Origin of the sequence: Mycobacterium sp. shizuoka-1 (assembly GCF_002723835.1) — a bacterium.
Lineage (GTDB): Bacteria > Actinomycetota > Actinomycetes > Mycobacteriales > Mycobacteriaceae > Mycobacterium.
Window position 1 is genome coordinate 34,822 of sequence record NZ_BEWG01000076.1, and the last position, 19,876, is coordinate 54,697.

17 protein-coding genes are annotated in these 19,876 nt (G+C 67.6%); 11 read left to right on the forward strand and 6 right to left on the reverse strand.

The window, feature by feature from the left end; translation table 11 throughout:
- The first annotated feature begins 377 nt into the window (after positions 1-377).
- Positions 378-1,868 carry a bifunctional phosphatase PAP2/diacylglycerol kinase family protein gene (locus tag MSZK_RS21095; protein WP_099250600.1) on the forward strand — a complete coding sequence of 497 codons (1,491 nt, stop codon included), beginning with the start codon at positions 378-380 and terminating at the stop codon, positions 1,866-1,868.
- On the opposite strand, the gene MSZK_RS21100 is transcribed toward MSZK_RS21095, so the two are convergent.
- On the reverse strand, positions 1,822-2,490 hold the full coding sequence (locus MSZK_RS21100; RefSeq protein ID WP_099250558.1) for a phosphatase PAP2 family protein: 669 nt from the start codon (positions 2,488-2,490) through the stop codon (positions 1,822-1,824). The two genes, MSZK_RS21095 and MSZK_RS21100, sit on opposite strands and share 47 nt — an antisense overlap.
- Positions 2,491-2,529: 39 nt before the next feature.
- On the opposite strand from MSZK_RS21100, the gene MSZK_RS21105 reads away from it, so the two are divergent.
- The 3 genes from MSZK_RS21105 to MSZK_RS21115 all read left to right on the forward strand — a co-directional run bounded on the left by MSZK_RS21105 (position 2,530) and on the right by MSZK_RS21115 (position 5,377).
- Positions 2,530-3,012, forward strand: coding sequence for a hypothetical protein (locus tag MSZK_RS21105; protein WP_099250559.1), 483 nt, complete (start codon positions 2,530-2,532; stop codon positions 3,010-3,012).
- Positions 3,013-3,051: 39 nt separating this feature from the next.
- A complete protein-coding gene (locus tag MSZK_RS21110; RefSeq protein WP_371411372.1) occupies positions 3,052-4,506 on the forward strand; it encodes a sulfatase in 1,455 nt (484 codons plus the stop codon).
- Positions 4,507-4,573: 67 nt separating this feature from the next.
- Positions 4,574-5,377, forward strand: coding sequence for a Stf0 family sulfotransferase (locus tag MSZK_RS21115; RefSeq protein ID WP_099250561.1), 804 nt, complete (start codon positions 4,574-4,576; stop codon positions 5,375-5,377).
- Here the strand turns inward: MSZK_RS21115 and MSZK_RS21120 are convergent.
- A complete protein-coding gene (locus MSZK_RS21120) occupies positions 5,338-6,129 on the reverse strand; it encodes a trans-aconitate 2-methyltransferase (RefSeq protein ID WP_099250562.1) in 792 nt (263 codons plus the stop codon). The two genes, MSZK_RS21115 and MSZK_RS21120, sit on opposite strands and share 40 nt — an antisense overlap.
- 97 nt (positions 6,130-6,226) lie before the next feature.
- On the opposite strand from MSZK_RS21120, the gene MSZK_RS21125 reads away from it, so the two are divergent.
- Both MSZK_RS21125 and MSZK_RS21130 read left to right on the forward strand, forming a co-directional pair.
- Positions 6,227-8,059, forward strand: a complete 1,833-nt coding sequence (locus MSZK_RS21125; protein WP_233211433.1) for a glycosyltransferase family 39 protein — start codon at positions 6,227-6,229, stop codon at positions 8,057-8,059.
- 57 nt (positions 8,060-8,116) lie between these two features.
- Positions 8,117-9,304, forward strand: a complete 1,188-nt coding sequence (locus MSZK_RS21130) for an alpha/beta hydrolase (protein ID WP_199203425.1) — start codon at positions 8,117-8,119, stop codon at positions 9,302-9,304.
- 1 nt (position 9,305) lies between these two features.
- Here the strand turns inward: MSZK_RS21130 and MSZK_RS21135 are convergent, their stop codons facing one another.
- Positions 9,306-10,205 carry an SAM-dependent methyltransferase gene (locus tag MSZK_RS21135; protein WP_099250565.1) on the reverse strand — a complete coding sequence of 300 codons (900 nt, stop codon included), beginning with the start codon at positions 10,203-10,205 and terminating at the stop codon, positions 9,306-9,308.
- A 33-nt stretch (positions 10,206-10,238) separates the two neighbouring features.
- Positions 10,239-11,135, reverse strand: coding sequence for an oxygenase MpaB family protein (locus MSZK_RS21140; RefSeq protein WP_099250566.1), 897 nt, complete (start codon positions 11,133-11,135; stop codon positions 10,239-10,241).
- Between the two features lie 82 nt (positions 11,136-11,217).
- On the opposite strand from MSZK_RS21140, the gene MSZK_RS21145 reads away from it, so the two are divergent.
- A complete protein-coding gene (locus tag MSZK_RS21145) occupies positions 11,218-11,838 on the forward strand; it encodes a TetR/AcrR family transcriptional regulator (protein WP_099250567.1) in 621 nt (206 codons plus the stop codon).
- Here the strand turns inward: MSZK_RS21145 and MSZK_RS21150 are convergent.
- Complete coding sequence (locus MSZK_RS21150) at positions 11,835-12,413, reverse strand: VOC family protein (protein ID WP_099250568.1); 579 nt, start codon at positions 12,411-12,413, stop codon at positions 11,835-11,837. The genes MSZK_RS21145 and MSZK_RS21150 overlap by 4 nt on opposite strands.
- A 121-nt stretch (positions 12,414-12,534) precedes the next feature.
- Between MSZK_RS21150 and MSZK_RS21155 the strand changes: the two genes are divergently transcribed.
- The 4 genes from MSZK_RS21155 to MSZK_RS21170 are packed head-to-tail and all read left to right on the forward strand — an operon-like array spanning position 12,535 to position 18,163.
- Positions 12,535-13,656 carry an alpha/beta hydrolase gene (locus MSZK_RS21155; RefSeq protein ID WP_099250602.1) on the forward strand — a complete coding sequence of 374 codons (1,122 nt, stop codon included), beginning with the start codon at positions 12,535-12,537 and terminating at the stop codon, positions 13,654-13,656.
- On the forward strand, positions 13,653-14,618 hold the full coding sequence (locus MSZK_RS21160) for a 2-hydroxyacid dehydrogenase (protein ID WP_099250601.1): 966 nt from the start codon (positions 13,653-13,655) through the stop codon (positions 14,616-14,618). The genes MSZK_RS21155 and MSZK_RS21160 overlap by 4 nt, the downstream gene beginning before the upstream one ends.
- The gene (locus MSZK_RS21165; RefSeq protein WP_099250569.1) at positions 14,596-15,924 is read left to right on the forward strand and encodes an MFS transporter; all 1,329 of its coding nucleotides are present in this window, start codon (positions 14,596-14,598) and stop codon (positions 15,922-15,924) included. The genes MSZK_RS21160 and MSZK_RS21165 overlap by 23 nt, the downstream gene beginning before the upstream one ends.
- Positions 15,925-15,964: 40 nt before the next feature.
- The gene (locus tag MSZK_RS21170; protein ID WP_099250570.1) at positions 15,965-18,163 is read left to right on the forward strand and encodes an acyl-CoA dehydrogenase; all 2,199 of its coding nucleotides are present in this window, start codon (positions 15,965-15,967) and stop codon (positions 18,161-18,163) included.
- Positions 18,164-18,181: 18 nt separating this feature from the next.
- On the opposite strand, the gene fadD2 is transcribed toward MSZK_RS21170, so the two are convergent.
- A complete protein-coding gene (gene fadD2, locus MSZK_RS21175; protein WP_099250571.1) occupies positions 18,182-19,861 on the reverse strand; it encodes a long-chain-fatty-acid--CoA ligase FadD2 in 1,680 nt (559 codons plus the stop codon).
- Between the last annotated feature and the right edge of the window lie 15 nt (positions 19,862-19,876).

Consider the following 19,876-nt stretch of genomic DNA (forward strand, 5'->3'; position numbering starts at 1 on the left):
ATGGAAGTGGTACCCACCCTTCGAACCCCAACCACCACCCACCAACTGAACAGGTTGGCGCAGAACACTTTCGGTGGCAATGAGGTCCAGGACTTGTTCAGCGGCTGGGCGTACCTGTCATTGTTGGTCAGCGAACCGACACCGCGCGAATCGTCGATCGTGCGTTGCAAGCTGTAGTGGGTGGTGATTGGTGGCCACGAAGGCGCCCCCGCGCATACCCCCGTCGCTCGCCGCCTAGTTCGGGATCACAACCATCACGACGTGATTGCCCTCGTTGCCGATGCCGAACGAGATGTTGTTTGAGGACACCACCCGGATCAGCCGCCTAGTCCCGAAATTGACAAGGCCGTCGGGGAGCTCACAGCTACGTTGGTTTGATGACATCGCGAAGCTTGCTGCAGGGTCAGGGCATCCGTCAGATCACAAGCGGGCTGGGCACGCTGGACCGCGAGGTGTTCGAGGCCGTCGCCGAATCGCCCACGCCTCTGCTGGACAAGACCATGCCGCTGTTGACCCGGGCCGCCGACCACTCCAAGCTGTGGTTTGCCATCGCGGCAGCGCTGGCCGCGACAGGGTCCCCGTCGGCGCGCCGAGGCGCCAGCCGCGGGGTGGCCACGCTAGCGGTCACCAGCCTGGTGACCAACCAGGTCGCCAAGCGGATGTGGAGGCGGCAGCGACCCAACGGCAGCCTGGTCCCCCTGGTCCGACGGGCCCGCCGGATGCCGACTTCGAACTCACTTCCCTCCGGGCATTCGGCCAGCGCCGCCGCGTTCGCGGTCGGGGTCGGCCTGGAAAGCCCGCCGCTGGGCCTGGGCTTGGCGCTGCTCGCCGGCCTGGTGGGGCTGTCCCGGGTGGCCACCGGGGCGCACTATCCCGGCGACGTCTTCGCCGGTTTCGGCATCGGCGCCGCTATCGCGGTGCTGGGTGGTCGACTCGTCCCGCCGATCGTGCCCGCCAAGCTGCCCACCACCGAGCCGCTGCAGATCGACACCCCGGAACGCCCAGAGGGTGACGGCGTCGTCCTGGTCGTCAACCCGGCCTCGGGCAGCGGGACCGGCGCACGGGTCATCGACGAGGTCCGCGACAAGCTACCCAAGGCGGAGATCGTCGAACTCGGTGACGACGACGACCCCGAGACCGTCCTGCGGGAGGCGGCGCTGCGGGCTGAGGTGCTCGGTGTGGGCGGCGGCGACGGCACCGTGTCGTGCGCGGCCGCGGTGGCCGTTTCCGCGGGACTACCGCTGGCGGTGTTTCCCGCCGGCACGTTCAACCACTTCGCCAAGGACATCGGCTGCGACACCGTCGAGCGCACCGTCTCGGCGATCCGCACCGGCACCGTCTCCTGCGTCGACCTGGTCTGCCTCAACGAAGACGAGATGGTGATCAACACCGCCAGCATCGGCGCGTACCCGCAGTTCGTGCGAACGCGGGAGAAGCTCGAGCACAAGATCGGCAAGCCTCTGGCCGGCTTGTACGCAATGCTGCACACGCTGCGCAGCGAGACCCCGGTGCGGATCCGCTACGACAACAAGACACTGGAGACGTCGCTGTTCTTCCTGGGCAACTCCGTCTATCTCCCTTCGGGTTTCGCACCGGCCAGGCGCACCCGCATGGACGACGGGCTCATCGACATCCGCATCCTGGAGACCGGTCGACGACTGAGCCGGTTGCGCATCCTCACCGCGCTTGCACTGGGCCGGCTGGAGCGCAGCCCGCTGTATCACGAAATGCAGGTGCCGGAGTTCTCGTTCGAGGCGGTCGACGGTCCCACCCCGCTTGCCCGTGACGGCGAGGTCGGCGACACGTACGACCGCGCGAGCTTCACCGCGCGGTATCGAGCTCTGCCGGTCTTTCGGCCGTTGAGGTGATCCCGCGGGGCGGCATCAGCCGCAGGCACAGCAGGTAGTAGAGGTAACCGAGCGCCCACCCGGCCAGCACGTCGGACGGGTGATGCACGTTCAGCACCACCCGCCCCGCTCCGACCACGACGATCAGCAGGCCGCCCAGCACGGCCAGTACCGTCCGCCGGCGCGGAGCCAGGCTGGGCCACAGCACCGTGAGCAGGGCCAACACCCCAACCATCACGCCCAACGCGTGCCCGGACGGAAACGACGTCGACGAGCCGTATGCCAGCGCCGTAGCCGGGCGAGGCCGGTCGGCGACGAATTTCGCGCCCTCGGTGACCAGTCCCATCAAACCGATGCTGATCACCAGGAACACCGCCGTCGCCACATTGCGGCGCTTCACCGCCACGACGAGCAAGACGAGGCCGACCACCCGAAATCCGTTCGGCCCGCACACGGTGCAGAACGCCACCCAGAACGAGACCCACTCGGGGCGCGCGGCGCCGACGTTGTGGAATATCTGCAGCAACCGAGTGTCGACGGTGTCCAGCCAGGCCCAGCTCTGGGCGTATCCGACCCACATGGCGGTATAGAGCAACACCGCGATCACCGCCGACGTGATCAGCCAGGATTTCCTCGATGCCATCCCTTCTTCCCTACCACGGAATCTGGCACGATCTTCGGGGTGGCCATATTCCTGCGCCGTTTCTTCGGAATCGGCAAGCTTCCGCGCGAGATGCGTGAGCAGTTCGACAGTGAGGGCGTCATCTTCCTGGCCGAGTACGTCGCGGTGACACGCCGGTTCAGCGGCAAGGTACCCGGACTGCGCGCCAGCGGGAGCGTCGCGAGCTACGTCGGCTCGCTGGTGTTCACCTCCCAGCGGGCGGTGGCGACCCTGTCCAGTGTGCCCAAGCTGGCCGGCCGCACCATGGACGTGCGTTGGAATGAATCCCAGCCGGGCTCGGTGAGAGCTGAGATCTCCAGCAGTGGAGTCACTTTGGATGTGGATGTCGCCGCCGTGGACCCCCAGTTCAGCGGCCAGCTGTCGCTGACCTACAAGGTGGACATTCCCGCCGACGTGCTGACCCGGCTGCCCACCAGGCACCTCGAGTTCTCGGTTCCGCCCGAATACGTCTATCGAGCCGTCGGAGTGCCGCACAACCCGTAATCGATTCCGGTTGTCGGTAACCCTTGCCCAGCGTGCCGGGTGCAGGCACGATCACCCGGCCGGGCAAGCTGGACCCGAACCGACCGAACGGAGGCCTTCCGCGTGAGCCAGCCGCAGCGCGACAACCTGCTGATCGTCCACTGGCATGACCTGGGTCGCTGCCTGGGCGCCTACGGATATCCCGGGGTGTCGAGCCCACGCCTGGATCAACTCGCGACCGAGGGCATCCTGTTCACCCGGGCCCATGCCACCGCCCCGCTGTGCTCACCGTCGCGCGGCTCGCTGTTCACCGGCCGCTATCCGCACAGCAACGGTCTGGTCGGATTGGCCCACCACGGGTTCGAGTACCGCGCGGGGGTGCGTACGCTGCCGCACATCTTGCGTGACAATGGTTGGTATAGCGCACTTTTCGGGATGCAGCACGAGACGTCGTTCCCGGCTCGGCTGGGCTATGACGAATTCGACGTCTCCGATTCGTATTGCGACTACGTCGTGGGCCGCGCCCAAGAATGGCTGACCGAGAGCGCACCGATCGAGGCGGGTACCCCGTTCCTGTTGACCGCAGGCTTCTTCGAAACCCACCGGCCCTACCCGCACGACCGGTATGCGCCCGCCGACACCGCCGACGTCGACGTGCCCGATTCGCTGCCCGACACCCCGGACGTTCGCGGCGACCTCGCCGATTTCTACGGTTCGATCGCCGTCGCCGACGCCGCGGTGGGCCGCTTGCTGGACACCCTCGCCGACACCGGCCTCGACGACAGCACCTGGGTGGTGTTCCTGACCGACCACGGCCCGGCGTTCCCCCGGGCAAAGTCCACCCTCTACGACGCCGGTACCGGCATCGCGACGATCATCCGGCCGCCGCGCCGGCTGGCGAGCACACCACTCGTGTACGACGAACTGTTCAGCGGTGTCGACCTTCTACCCACGCTGCTCGAATTTGTCGGCATCGCCCCCGGCGACGATATCGAAGGCCTGTCGCACGCTGGCAATCTGCTTGCTCCCCAAGACAACCCGGTCGAAGTACGGGACCACGTCTACACCGAGAAGACCTACCACGACTCCTACGATCCGATCCGGGCCATCCGCACCAAGAAATACAGCTACATCGAGAACTACGCTCAACGGCCGCTGCTGGACCTGCCCCTGGACATCGAGGAAAGCCCGTCCGGCCAGGCGGTCGAACCGTTCATCCACGGGCCGCGGCCGGCCCGCGAGTTGTACGACCTGCAAACCGATCCCACCGAGTCGACCAACCTGCTCGGCGCCGAGCCGACCGGGGAAGCCGAGAGCATCGCCGAAGACCTTGCAGTCCGGCTCAACGAGTGGCGGCAGCAGACCGGCGATGTCATTCCGTCCGAGTTCGTCGGGACACGGCTCGCGGCCCGCTACACCGAGACCTATTTCCAGATCAACGGATACACCCTGAAAAGCCGGTCGGCGACCGCCGCGGAGCGCGGACTCGACGACGAAGTTGGCTCGCAGCAATAGTTTTCGTCATCCGGAGTTTATATTTCTGACGACGGCGTCGGCGCGCGTGTGCCGTTAGGCTCAGCCCATGACCGCTCGGCCGACCGCCTACCTCGTGCTCGCTTCCCAGCGCAGCGGCAGCACGCTGTTGGTCGAGTCATTGCGTGCCACCGGGGTGGCCGGAGAGCCCCAGGAGTTCTTCCAGTATCTGCCCACCACCAGCATGTCCCCGCAGCCCAGGGAGTGGTTCGCCGACACCGACGACGACTCGATCCTGCGACTGCTCGATCCGATCATCGAAGGCAAGCCAGACCTGGCGCCCGCGGAGATCTGGCGGGACTACATCCGCACCGTCGGGCGGACCCCCAACGGCATCTGGGGTGGGAAGTTGATGTGGAATCAAACGCCTCTGCTGCTCAGCCGAGCCAAGGACCTTCCCGACCGGTCGGGATCCGGTCTGTTGTCGGCGATCCGCGATGTCGTCGGCAGCGACCCGGTGCTCATTCACGTCTACCGCCCGGATGTGGTCTCGCAGGCGGTGTCGTTCTGGCGCGCGGTGCAGACCCGGGTGTGGCGTGGCCGGCCCGATCCGGTGCGGGACGCCAGAGCCGAGTACCACGCTGGCGCCATCGCCCACGTGGTGCGGATGTTGCGCGCGCAGGAAGCGGGCTGGCGTAGCTGGTTCGAGGAGGAGGACGTCCACCCCATCGACGTCCCGTATCCGACGTTGTGGCGCAACCTGACCGACGTGGTAGCTCAGGTTCTCGATGCGCTGGGCGAAGACCCGCGGCTGGCACCCGCGCCCGTGCTGGAGCGGCAGGCCGATCAGCGCTCCGACGAATGGGTGGACCGCTACCGCGCCGATGCGGAACGCGACGGACTTCCCACCTGAGCGACGACAAAGATCCGCCGGAACGGGAAATACGTGCGACCGTCGGGTTGAGGTGGATACGCCTCGTCCAGCAGTGGGATCAGCTCGGCACGAAACCGCTGCCATTGATCGTCGGTCAGCCGATCGCGCACCGGAGTCAGCGCGGTGCCGGTGATCCAATTCAGCACCGCGTGCTCCCCGCGCAGTTCGTGAAGGTAGGTGGTCTCCCAGGCGTCGACGCGGCAACCAGCCGCGGTGAGGAGCTCGGCATAGCGCATCGGGGTCTCGACCACATCAGCCTTACGAAAAGTGAAGTCCCCCAGCGCGGTCGACCAATGCTCCCGATCGGCAAGGCTGCGAATAGCCGCGTGCGACGGGGCATCGAAGTTGCCAGGCACCTGAACCGCGATCCAGGCACCTGGCTGCAGCGTGCCCGCCCACCGCACCATCAGCTCGGCATGGCCTGGAATCCACTGCAGCGCAGCGTTACTGAATACGACATCGGTGTCGGACCGCGGTGCCCAGGCGGTGATGTCGCCCAGTTCGGCATCGATTCCGCGTTCGCGGGCGGCGGTGACCATCTCCGGTGAACTGTCCACCGCCCCCAACACGGCCTCCGGCCAGCGGTGCGCGAGCTCTTCGGTGAGATTGCCCGGGCCGCAGCCAAGGTCTGCGACCCGACGAGGCGCCTGCGCCCCGACCCGCGCAAGTAGATCGAAGAACGGCCGGGCACGCTGATCGGCGAAGGCCAGGTAGGTCTGTGGGTTCCACATGTCGCCACTTCACCACATCGGTGTCGATCATGGAATCCACAGCGACTTCCCAGCTGACGGGCATTGCCGGGTCAGCGCGATCGTGCACCGTGGTGCGGTGACTGCCACCGCCGAGTGTGCCGACGTCCTGCGCGTGGCCGACCGCAGCACTGTCCCGCAACGCGGCGCACGCTGGCCCGCAATCGCGCTCGCCTGCCTACTGGTGGTCACCGCCGCGCTCTACCTGTGGAATCTGCCGATCAACGGCTACGGCAACGCGTTCTACGCCGCGGCCGCACAGTCCGGCGCCAAGGACTGGACCGCGTGGTTCTTCGGCTCGCTCGATCCCAACAACTTCATCACCGTGGACAAGCCGCCGGCCGCGCTGTGGGTGACCGGGGTGTCGGTACGGCTGTTCGGGATGAACAGCTGGGCGGTGTTGGTACCGCAGGCGCTGATGGGGGTCGGCGCGGTCGCCGTGCTGTACGCCGCGGTTCGCCGCGCCGTAGCCGATCCCACTCGGGGCGCGATCGCCGGCCTGATCGCCGGCACCGTGCTGGCCCTCACCCCGGCCGCCACGTTGATGTTCAGGTACAACAACCCCGACGCACTGCTGGTGCTGTTGATGGTCGCGGCGGCCTACTGTCTGATGCGTGCGGTCGCCACCGCGTCGTGGCGGTGGCTCGTGCTCGTCGGCGCCGCACTGGGTTTGGCCTTTCTCACCAAGATGCTGGCCGGTCTGATGGTGCTACCGGCCTTCGGGCTCGCCTATCTGTTCTTCGCACCCACCAGCTGGTGGCGTCGCATCCTTCATCTGCTGGCAGCCGCAGTCGCGCTGGTGATCTCCGCCGGCTGGTGGGTGGCCGTCGTCCAGCTGTGGCCCGCCGGCTCGCGCCCCTACATCGGCGGCTCGACGGACAACAACGTGCTGAATCTGGCGCTGGGATACAACGGTGTCGACCGGCTGGTCGGCGGCGGCAACGCGGTGTCGCACGGACATCCCGGTGGCTGGGGCACCCACGCCGGGGTGCTGCGCATCCTGTCCGCCGAGATGGGTTACGAGGTGTCGTGGCTGCTGCCCGCCGTCGTGATCGCGATCGTCGCGGCAGCCTACCTGGCGCTCCGGCGCAGACTGAGCCGGCTGGAAGCCGCCGGTTTCACCACGTGGACGGTGTGGTTCGTCGTCTGCACTCTGGTGTTCAGCTACATGACCGGCATGGTCCACCCGTACTACACCGTCGCGCTGGCACCGGCCGCGGGAGCGCTGATCGGGCTGGCCGCCGTGTTGAGCCGGTCGGCGGCGGTCGCGATGGTGGCGGTCGCCGCGTGGTGGAGCATCACATTGCTGCACCGGGCCGGATTGGGCCCGATCTGGACCCGCTGGCTCATCGGCGGCGCCGCCGTGACCGCCGTGCTGCTGCTCGTCGTGGCCCTGACGAGGTGGCCGCGGCTCACCCCCGCCGCGCTGGTGGTGTCGCTGGTGGCGACTCTGACCGGTACCGCGATGTTTTCGGTCGCCACCGCCGCCACCCCGCACAGCGGCTCGATCCCGAACGCGGCGCACACCGCCGACGTCTGGCCGACCGTCGGATCCCGCTTCGCGAAGACGATGATGACCGGTGCCAGTTCCGGCAACATCGACTTCCAGCTGGCCAAGCTGCTCCGCGACACCGGGACGACGTGGTCGGCGGCGACCGCCGGATCGCAGGCAGCGGCGTCACTGGAGATCGCCTCCGGGACCGCCGTGATGGCGATCGGCGGCTGGAGCGACGACCCGGTCCCCACCTTGGAGCAGTTCATCGACGACGTACACGCCGGCAAGGTGGCCTACTACGTCGAGAGCGGGCGGATGCGCAGCCGCGACCGCAACGGCGGGCAGATCGCCGACTGGGTACGGCACCATTACCAACCGGTGAAGGTGGGCGGCGCAACGGTATATCGGCTTGTGTGACGTCCCTGTCCGGTTAGCATCCTCGAAGGTGCTGCCCGCCGGTGAAAGGCCGTGACAATGACGTCCGAAGTCGACCTGCCCATTCCGGTGCCCGATGTTCCGGGTGCCGACGCAGGCTACGAGGGGCTGCCCGACCGCGCCGATCTGACCGCGCTGCAGCGGCTGATCGTGGATTCCTCGGCCGTCGCCGACATCGGGTTGCGCACCGCGATCGCCTCCCTGGTCGGGGTGTCCATGCTGCCGACCGTCGCCAAGAGCATCGTCCGCCGCTCGGACCTGCACCGCGAGCGCAGCAATCTGGAGTTCTACGCCGAACTCGCCGCGCAGCACGATCCGGCGGCGTCGTTTCCCGCCCCCGCGGTGCTGCCCACGGTGTCCTCCCGACCAGCGAATCCCGTCGCCCAGTACATCGCCCACGGCAACGTCCACAACATGCGCTTCCAGAGCAGTTTCGAACCGGTCAACCCGAAGATGCGCGGCCAGTGGAAGCGGCTGGAACGCAACAACATCGTCTGGGCGCAGCACTGGCGTCACGACGACGGGCCGCGCCCGACATTGTGTGTGATCCACGGCTTCATGGGTTCGCCCTACCTGTTCAACGGGCTGTTCTTCTCATTGCCGTGGTTCTACAAAACCGGCTACGACGTCCTGCTCTACACCCTGCCGTTTCACGGCCGCCGCGCCGAAAAGGGTTCTCCGTTCAGCGGATACGGCTTCTTCTCCCAGGGCATGGCCGGGTTCGCCGAGACGATGGCGCAAGCCGTCCATGACTTCCGCTCGGTCCTGGACTGGCTGCGCGACACCGGGGTGGACCGGATCGCGCTCACCGGAATGTCACTGGGCGGCTACACCTCGGCGTTGGTCGCCTCGGCCGACGACCGGCTCGAGGCGGTGATCCCGAACGTCCCGGTGGTCACCCCCGAGTCGACGTTCGACGAGTGGTGGCCGGCCAACAAGCTCATCGAGTTGGGCCGCACGTTCGGCACCATCAGCCGCGAGGATTCCGCGGCGGCCTCGGCGTACCACTGCGCGTTGAACTACCAGCCTCTGGTGCCACGGGATCGACGGCTGATCATCACCGGGCTCGGCGATCGGCTGGCCCCGCCCGAGCAAGCCGAGGCACTGTGGGAACACTGGGATCGCTGTGCGCTGCACTGGTTTCCGGGCAACCACATCCTGCACGTCAGCCAGCCCGAGTATCTGCGCCGCATCAACCGCTTCCTGCGGCCGTTCATGTGGGACTGAGCTAACCCTTGACCGCGCTCACCAGGGTGACGCCCGACAGCATATTGGCAGTCTCGTCGCTTGCCGACTCGACCGAACGGCCGACGCCCTCCAGGTAGTCCAGCAGCGTGGTTTCCTCGGCGGTCCAGCCGCGCTCGCCGAACCACTGCGCCGCCGGCGCGTGCTGCTCGTTGTACACCAGCTGCCACCACTGACCCCGCTCGTTGTCGAGGGTCTTCGCCTCTTGCACCTTCGCTTGGAAGGCATCGCGATCCATCGGTCTGCCCTCCTCGACGGCCAGGTGACTGCCCGTGGCGGCCAGCGCGTCGATCCCGGTGAACAGTTGCTCCTGAGCGCCGGCCGGAAGGTAGATCAGCAGCCCCTCGGCAATCCACGCGGACGGCTCGTCCAGGCGAAAGCCGCTGTCGCGCAACGCCCGCGGCCAGTCATCGCGAAGGTCGATCGCGATCTCGCGGCGCGCGGCCCTGGCAGTGGCGCCGTGGGCGGCCAGGGCCTCGCGCTTGAAGTCCAGGACCTGGGGCTGGTCAAGCTCGTAGACGACGGTGCCGTCCGGCCAGTCCAGCCGGTAGGCACGGGAGTCCAGGCCCGCCGCCAGCAGGACGATCTGGCGCACACCGGCCTGCGCGGCCCGCCGGAAGTACGCGTCGAAGTAACGGGTCCGGGCTGCCTGGAAGGTGACGAAGTGCCGGCCGAAATCCTCCGACATCAGTGGATGATCGGGAGCCTCACCGTCGAGCACCGCGGCCCAAGGGCCGCCCACCGCCCGACAGAACACCTCCGCAAACGGGTCGACCGCGAGCGGATCGGGCTTCTGCGCCTCGAGCGCACGCGCGGCCGCGACGAACAACGCCGTCGAGCCGACGCTGGTGGTGATGTCCCAGCTGTCGTCGTCAGTTCGCACGGCCGCGAGGGTACTCGCGGATTCTGACCGGCGTCACACCAACGGCCGACCAGTGCGAATTCGCCAATCCAGGTCGTGCAGGAGCAGATTGAACGGGAACTCGCGGACGAACTTCGGCGCCAGGTTGTTGACGAATCGGATGGCCGCCATCAGCCTGTCGAACGAGCGCTGCTTGTCGGCGTTCCACTCGAGCCGCATTTCGTCGCGGAAGCGCTGCGGCAGGAATCCGGTGGTGATGAGCAGGTTCAGTCCTTCGTAGGCGCGCTGGATGCGGGCCGGCAACCGAACACCCCGTAGCCGGGACACCGCGAACGGGTAGAGGTACTCGCGAATCGTGTCGTCGATGTGCAGTTTGTCCAGCGACTCCTGCCAGTACCGGTCGAACGCCGCCCGGTCGGCCGGCCACATCTCGGGCGGCACCTGCAAGGTGGTGGCCAGAGCCATGCTGTCGCGATAGTGGCGGTCGGCGGTCTCGTCGTCCATCTCTCCGATGAAAACCCGGGCGATGTCGACACCACCCTTGTAGAGGCATGCGGCCACCCAGAGCTGCAGGTCCTTGTCGAAGGCGTTGTACTGCACCGGGCTGTCGGGGGTCGAGTACACCTGGGCATGCGATCTGTTGACGGCCCGCCGGTAAGCCTTCTTCTGTTCCTCGGTGCCGCGGGTGGCCACCGCCAGATACGTGAACGTCGTCCGGGCCCGTTTGATCGGGTGCCGGTCGGCGCGTCCACTTTCCACCCGGCTCTCCATCACGCCGTAGCCCACACCGGGCCGGGCCAGCTCCATGATCACGTTCGCCGGGCCCGCCAGCAGGGCCACCCCCATCAGTCCGCCGTCGAATCCCGGGCCCCGCCTGCGGCGCCGGGACACCAGCGGCGGCGCGCTCACGGCGCGATCGACATGGCTGATGACGGGCTCACGGATCGCCACTGGGCGCCACCTATCGGTCAAATCTGAAAACGGAGGTTTCCTATTATTGCCGCCCTGGCCGCAGCAATGTCAAGATGGCCTGATGACGCAGGCGCGCCCGTACGGCGGCGTAGACGCCGCCGACCGGCTGGCCCGGCGCCGGGCCCGCCTCCTGCAGGCGGGGCTGGAGCTGCTGGGGAGCGATGTCGACCCGGCTGAGCTCACCGTTCGCGGCATCTGCCGGGAGGCCGGCGTGGCGACCCGGTATTTCTACGAGAGCTTCGCCGACAAGGACGAGTTCGTCGGCGCGGTCTTCGACTGGGTCGTCGCCGAGCTGGCCGCCACCACCCAGGCCGCGGTCGCGACGGCCCCGGTCGACGCCCAGAACCGGGCCGCGATGGCCAACATCGTCCGGACCATCGAGCTCGACCCGCGAGTCGGCCGGCTGATGTTCAGCTCGCAGCTGTCCAACGCCACCGTGGTCCGCAAGCGCCAGGAGTCCGGCGCGCTGTTCGCCATGCTCTCCGGCCAGCATGTCGAATCGTTGTTGCAGCGGCCGGCCAACGACCGGATCAAGGCGTTCGCGCATTTCGTCGTGGGCGGCGTCGGCCAGACGATCAGTGCCTGGCTGGGCGGTGCGATCAGGCTGACACCGAACGAGCTGGCCGATCAACTCACCGCGATCATCGACGAGCTGGGCGACCCGCGACTGTTCCGGGACTAACCCGCCGCGATCGGCTGCTTGCGGTCGGCCGCCGTCTTCGGCTGGGTGACCGCATCGCTGTCGGTGAACTCCCTGGTCCAGCAGGCGAATTCGAGGACGATTCCGTCAGGGTCGGAGAAATAGAACGACCGCACGTACACCCCCGGGTGGACCTCGCGGGCGGCCTGCCGGGGACTCTCGTCGTGGTTGAGCACCGGGCCGACCCGAACACCCTTCTCCTTGAGCCGGCGACGGTACTCGTCGAACTTCTCGGCAGGCACGTGGAAGGCCAGGTGGTTCATCGAGCCCACCGCGCTGACGATCGATCCCAGACCGGGCAACGCCGCGGGCAGGGTGCTGCCCGCGGTGCCGTCGGGCGCCTCGGCAAACCAGAAGAACGCCACGCAATCGCCATTGCCGGCGTCGAAGAAGAAGTGCTGACCCAGGCCGTCCGGCAAATCCAGCGACTTGATCAGCGGCATACCCAGCACATTGGAGTAGAAGTCGACCGTGCGTTCCATGTCGGAGCAGACCAGCGCGACGTGGTTGATACCGCCGAGCTCGAATTCCGGGTTGGTGTTGTGCGGCTTGATCATGATGGGCCCCCACAGATCCTGGTCGAGTCTGCCCCCGAACCTAACACCGGATTCAGGCGTGCACATCGACGCCGGCGAATATCGTCTCCTCAGCGATCCAGTCGCGAGGAGGTCCGTGAGCATGCCAACCCCAGGAGTCGTCCGTGAGTTCATCGGGGTGTCGTCGCCGACCGCGCGCCGGGCAGGTGCCGGCGGGCACCCGTGCCAGGGCCTCTACCACCGCGGGGTGGGCCGCAAGCCCAAGGTCGCCGTCATCGCCACCCACTACCAGATCGACTTCTCCGAGCATTACCTCGCCGACTACCTGGCCACCCGCGGCATCGGTTTCCTCGGCTGGAACACCCGATTCCGCGGCTTCGAGAGCAGCTTCCTGCTCGACCACGCGCTGGTCGACATCGGTGTCGGGGTGCGCTGGTTGCGCGAGATCCAGGGCGTGGAAACAGTTGTTCTGCTGGGCAATTCGGGCGGCGGCTCGCTGATGGCCGCCTACCAGTCACAGGCCGTCGACCCCAATGTCACGCCGCTGGAGGGCATGCGGCCGGCCGCCGGGCTCACCGAGCTCCCCCCAGCCGACGGATACATCGCCAGCGCAGCCCACCCGGGCCGACCGGATGTGCTGACCGCCTGGATGGATGGTGCGGTCGTCGACGAAAATGATCCGGTGGCAACCGATCCCGAACTCGATCTGTTCGACGAGACCAACGGTCCGTCGTTCTCGCCCGAGTTCGTCGCCCGATACCGGTCCGCGCAGGTCGCCCGCAACCACGCGATCACCGATTGGGCCGAGACCGAACTCAAGCGGGTGCAGGCCGCCGGGTTCTCCGACCGGCCGTTCACCGTGATGCGAACTTGGGCCGACCCCCGGATGGTGGATCCGTCGATCGAACCCACCCGGCGCCAGCCGAACCTGTGTTACGCCGGCGTGCCGGTGAAAGCCAATCGATCCGCGCGCGGCATCGCCGCCGCCTGCACACTGCGCAACTGGCTGGGCATGTGGAGTCTCAAGACCGCGCAGACCCGCGCGGAGCCGCACCTCGGCCGCGTCACCTGCCCGGCTCTGGTGATCAATGCCGACCAGGACACCGGCGTCTTCCCGTCCGACGCCCAACGGATCTTCGACGCGCTGGCCAGCGCCGACAAATCCCGGTGCTCGATCGACACCGACCATTACTTCACCACCCCCGGTGCCCGCGGCGAGCAGGCGGACACCATCGCGAAGTGGATTGCCAAGCGGTGGCGGTGAGGGTCCTCGCGCATTTTCTGCCAGGCGAGAATGTGCTGAATATCGTTGCACCGGAATCTGATTGGCTCGACATCCGGTGGTGCCACGAAGATGACGACGAAACGCTGTACCGGGAGTTGCCCGATGCCGAGGTGATCTGGCACGTGCTGCGGCCGCTGTCGGGTGCGGATCTACGCCGGGGGACGCGACTGCGGCTGGTGCACAAGCTGGGTGCCGGGGTGAACACCATCGACGTCGCGACGGCGACCGAACTGGGGATCGCGGTGGCCAACATGCCCGGCGCCAACGCCCCCTCGGTGGCCGAGGGGACCGTGCTGCTGATGCTGGCCGCCCTGCGCCGGCTGCCCGCACTGGACCGCGCCACCCGAGCCGGGCAGGGCTGGCCGACGGATCCCAGCCTGGGCGAGACGGTGCGCGACATCGGCGGGTGCACCGTCGGATTGGTGGGCTACGGCAACATCGCAACCCGGGTCGAGCGCATCGCGCGCGCAATGGGCGCCACCGTGCTGCACACCAGCACCAAGCATGACGGCACCGAGACCTGGCGCACCCTGCCCGACCTGCTCGCCAACAGCGACATCGTCAGCCTGCACCTGCCACTCACCGCGGCCACCGACAAGCTCATCGACCGCGCCGCGCTGGCCACGATGAAGCCACATGCGGTGCTGGTCAACACCTCTCGCGGCGGTGTCATCGACGAACCCGCACTCGTCGAGGCGCTACGTGGGGGCCGGCTGGCCGCGGCTGGTCTCGATGTCTTCGCCGACGAACCCGTCGACCCCGCCAATCCCCTGCTGCGACTCGACAACGTCGTGGTGACGCCGCACGTCACCTGGTACACCGCCGACACGATGCAGCGGTACCTTATTCACGCTGTCGACAATTGTCGCCGTCTGCGCGACGGCCGCGATCTGGTCAACGTCGTCAACGGGAGGCAGGATGACACGCGCATCGATCGGTGAGCAATCGCTGGAGACGCGCACGCTGCGCAAGGTGATCATCCGCGTCGTGCCATTCCTGATGGCGATGTACTTCGTCAACTACCTCGACCGCACCAACCTCGGCATCGCCAAGGCCGACATCAGCGAGCACCTGCAGCTCACCGCGAGCATGTTCGGGCTGGCCTCGGGAATCTTCTTCATCGGCTACGTGCTCGTCGAGGTGCCGTCCAACCTGGCGCTGGAGCGTTTCGGCGCCCGCCGCTGGCTGGCCCGCATCGCGGTGTCGTGGGGAATTGTCGCAGTGGCAATCGGATTCGCACCCAACGCGGCCACGCTGCTGGTGCTGCGGTTTCTGCTGGGCGTGGCCGAGGCGGGCCTGTTCCCCGGAGTCATCTTCTATCTCACCCGCTGGTTCCCCGGCACCTACCGGGCCCGGATCGTGGCGATGTTCATGATGGCCAGTCCGATCGCCGCGGCCGTCGGAACTCCGGTTGCGGCGTGGCTGATCGAGGCCGGCGAAGGGCTGTTCGGATTGGCCGGCTGGCAGTTCATGATGATCGGCGTCGGCCTGCCCGCGATCATCCTGGGCATCATCTGCTGGTTCTATCTGACCGACCGGCCGGCCGACGCGCACTGGCTGGCACCCGACGAACGTCAATGGCTGATCGACGTGCTGGCTGCCGAGGAACGCGATGTCGCGAGCTCCTTCGACTTTCCGCTGCGCCGGGCTCTGACCAGTCCCCGGATCTGGGCGCTGTCGCTGGTCTACTTCGGCATCGCCTACGGGCTGTACGCCCTGGCGTTCTTCCTGCCCTCGATCATCTCCGGGTTCAAGCAGACGTTTGGCGTCCACCTGTCGATCGTGCAGGTCGGCCTGATCACCGCGGTGCCGTACACCTGCGCGGCGATCGCCATGTATCTGTGGTCGCGTCATGCCGATCACACCCGCGAGCATGTGTGGCACGTCGCCATCCCAATGGGATTGGGCGGGTTGGCGATTCCGATCGCGCTCTACCTGCATTCCCCGCTGCTGGTGATGCTCCCGGTGTGCGTCGCCGCGATGGGGGTGTTCAGCGCGATCCCCAGCTTCTGGGCGCTGCCCGCGCAGTTCCTCACCGGGGCGGCCGCCGCCGGCGGGATCGGACTGATCAACTCGATCGGCAATCTCGGCGGGTTCGCCGCGCCCTACGCCACCGGCGCGCTCAACCAGTTCACCGGTAACGACAAGGCCGGCATGTGGGCGGTCGGGATCATGATGCTGCTGTCGGCGGCGGTGGTGGTCGCCCTGCGGGCAACGCCGCAGCGTGACCCACGACCGGACCGGTAGCCTGGCACCCAACCCACCGGTTAATAGGGAAGGGACCACCATGCCCATCGCGATCACCCCCGAGCACAACGACCTCGCGGACTCGGTGAAGTCCCTGGTTGCCCGGGTGTCACCCGCCGAGGTGCGCCACGATGCGCTGGAGAACCCGGTGCCGACCCCGCCGCCGTACTGGAAGGCCGCTGCCGAGCAGGGACTGCACGGCCTGCACCTGGCCGAGGCGGTGGACGGCCAGGGCTTCGGCCTGTTGGAACTGGCGATCGCAATTGCCGAGTTCGGCTACGGCGCAGTGCCGGGACCGTTCGTGCCGTCGGCGATCGCCAGTGCGCTGATCTCCGCCCACGACCCCGAGGCGAAACTGCTGAACGGGCTGGCGGCCGGGGAGCTCATCGCCACCTGCGCGCTGGAATCCGGGCTGACCGCGACCCGCCAGGACGGCACAGTGGTGATCCGGGGCGAGGCCCGCTCGGTGCCCGCGGGTGCGCAGGCCTCGCTGCTGGTCCTGCCGGTCGCCATCGACGGTGGGGTCGACTGGGTGGTCCTCGACGCAGCCGACCTGGAGATCGAGCCGGTGACCTCGGTGGACCTGTTGCGTCCGGTGGCGCACCTGCGTGCCAATGCCGTCGAGGTCAACGCCGACCGGGTGCTGTCCAACCTGTCCCAGCCGGCCGGCCGGGCCATCGTCACCACGCTGCTGTCGGCCGAGGCCGTCGGCATCGCGCGGTGGGCCACCGACACGGCTGCGGCCTACGCGAAGATCCGCGAGCAGTTCGGCCGGCCGATCGGCCAGTTCCAGGCCATCAAGCACAAATGCGCCGAGATGATCGCGACCACCGAGCGGGCCACCGCAGCGGTCTGGGACGCCGCCCGCGCGCTGGACGAGGCGGCCGAAAAAGGCTGGAACAACGAAGAAACCGCGTATGAGTTCGCCTCGGCGGTGGCCGCCAGTCTGGCCCCGGCTGCCGCCCAGCACTGCGCCCAGGACTGCATTCAGGTGCACGGCGGTATCGGCTTCACCTGGGAGCACGACACCAACGTGTACTACCGCCGTACGCTCGGCCTGGTCGCCGCGTTCGGCCGCGCCAGCGAGTACCAGCAGAAGGTGTTCGACACCGCGACCAGCACCGGCATGCGGTCGATCAGCATCGACCTCGACCCCGAGACTGAGCAGCTGCGCTCCGAGATCCGCGCGGAAGTCGCTGCGCTCAAAGCGATCCCGCGCGAAGAACGCAAAGCCGCGATCGCCGAGGCCGGCTGGGTTCAGCCACACCTACCCAAGCCGTGGGGCCGGGACGCCAAACCGATCGAGCAGATCATCATCGCCCAGGAGTTCAGCGCGGGGCAGGTCAAGCGGCCGGCGATGGGCATCGCAGCCTGGCTGATCCCCTCGATCGTGGCGTTCGGCAACGACGAGCAGAAGCAGCGTTTCCTACCGCCGACATTCCGCGGCGAAATGATCTGGTGCCAGCTGTTTTCCGAGCCGGGAGCAGGATCAGATCTGGCCAGCCTGACCACCAAGGCGACCAAGGTCGACGGCGGCTGGCGGATCACCGGCCAGAAGATCTGGACCACCGGCGCCCAGTACGCGCAGTGGGGTGCCCTGCTGGCGCGGACCAATCCGAGCGCGCCGAAGCACAACGGCATCACCTACTTCCTGCTGGACATGGAAAGTGAAGGTGTCGAGGTCAAGCCGCTGCGCGAGCTCACCGGCCACGCGATGTTCAACACCGTGTTCATCGACGACGTGTTCGTGCCCGACGATCTGGTGCTCGGCGAGGTGGACCGTGGCTGGGAGGTCAGCCGCAACACCCTGACCGCGGAACGTGTTTCGATCGGCAGCAGCGAGCCCGGGTTCCTGGCCAACCTGGACGGGTTCGTCGACTTCGTCAGCGGCGGCCACTTCGACCAGATCGGCCATCACCGGGCCGGCGAGCTGATCGCCGAGGGCCATGCCGCCAAGCTGCTGAACCTGCGCTCCACCTTGCTGACGCTGGCCGGCGGTGACGCGATGCCGTCGGCCGCGATCTCGAAGCTGCTGTCGATGCGTACCGGGCAGGGCTACGCCGAGTTCGCGGTGTCGTCGTTCGGGATCGACGGCGCCGTTGGCGATCCCGAGTCCCTACCAGGCACGTGGGCGCAATACCTGCTGGCGAGCCGGTCGACGACGATCTACGGGGGCACCTCGGAGGTGCAGCTCAACATCATCGCCGAGCGGCTGCTCGGGCTGCCCCGCGACCCGTAGCGGTACGGCGCCTGGCGCTCAGTGCAGCTCGATCTGGCGCAGTTCCCGCTTGAGGATCTTGCCGGTGGGGTTGCGCGGCAGTTCGCTGAGGAACACCACCTCACGCGGAACCTTGTAGCGCGCAAGATGTTCGCGGACATAGTTCTTGACGGCTTCCTCGGTGAGTTCGGCTTCTTCCCGCAGCACCACGAACGCGCGCAGCCGGGCGCCCCAGTCCGGATCCTCGACACCGAGCGCGGTCGCCTCGACGACATCGGGGTGGCCGCTGATGAGGTCCTCGACCTCGGCGGGGAACACGTTCTCCCCGCCCGAGACGATCATCTCGTCGTCGCGGCCGCTGACGAACAGCAGTCCGTTGTGGTCGAAATAGCCGACGTCACCGGACGACAGCAGGCCGTCGATGATCTGCTTGTTGCCGCCACCGGTGTAACCCTCGAACGGGAAGCTGTTGCCGACGAAGATGCGGCCGACGTCACCCTGCGGCACTTCGTTGCCGTCGTCGTCGAGGATCTTGATCTTGGTGCCCCGCACCACCGAACCGACCGTGGCGGGATTCTTCTGCAGATCCTCCGGCGTGGCGATGGTGGCGAGCGCGACTTCGGTTGAGCCGTACAGGTTGTAGACGACCGGTCCGAGGTCCTTCAGCGCGCGGGTGGCCAGTTCGGCACCGAGCTGCGAGCCCGAGACGAACACGATCCGCAACGAGGACAAGTCCGGCTTGGGGTCCATCTTCTCCAGCGCGTCGAGCATGCGCGACAACATCACCGGCACCACGACGATCGCGGTGACCCGGTGCGCGGCGATGTCCTCGAGCACGGTCACCGGCTTGAACTTGCGGCGCAACACCAGCGTCGACCCGAGGGTGAGCGCGATGGTGGCGTGCAGGTAGCCCAGGGCGTGGAACATCGGCGACGGCAGCGAGGTCACCTCACCGGCCCGGAACGGCACGCTGGACAGCACTCCGCCGATCGGGGCCAGGCTCGGCGGAGCGTTGCGGGTCGCCCCCTTCGGAGTGCCGGTCGTCCCGCTGGTGAGGATGATGACCGAGGACCGCTTGGTGACCTTGGGTGCCGGCGCGGTGCTGCTGCGGGCGATCAGGTCGGCCAGCGTCTCGTCGGTGCTGCCGGACGGTTCCGCGGCATCCGGGTTGGTGCCCAGCGCCCGCAGTTTGCCCAGCGGGGGGTCGGCCAGCTTGACGGCTTCGGAGTATTCGTCGTCGTAGATGATCAGTTTGGCGCCCTCGCGTTCGGAGACGTCTCTGATCTGCGGTCCGGAGAACTCGGTGTTCAGCATGATCGTGCGGGCGCCGGCCCGCGCGGCGCCATAGTTGGCGATGACGAACCAGCGGTGGTTGCGGGCCAGGATGGCCACGCCGTCGCCACCCTTGACGCCCATCGCCAACAGGCCGTTGGCGACCGCGTGGGCGGCGGCATCGAGCTCGGCGAAGGTCATCGACCCCTCGTCGTCGACGATCGCCAACTTGTTCGGGGTGCGGCGCGCGTTCAGCGCCGGGATCATCCCGATCTCGCCCCAGCGGCGGATGTCGCCCAGCAGCGCGACGAGGTTCTGCGGCGGCTCCGGACGCAGTGCGCCCGCCTCGATCATCTTGTGCAGATAGTGCAGCTCGGCGGAGCCGCGCTCGGCCAGCTCCTGCGCCTTGGCCAACGCCTGGGCGGGCAGATCCATCAGACTGGGCATGGTTGCCACCCTAGG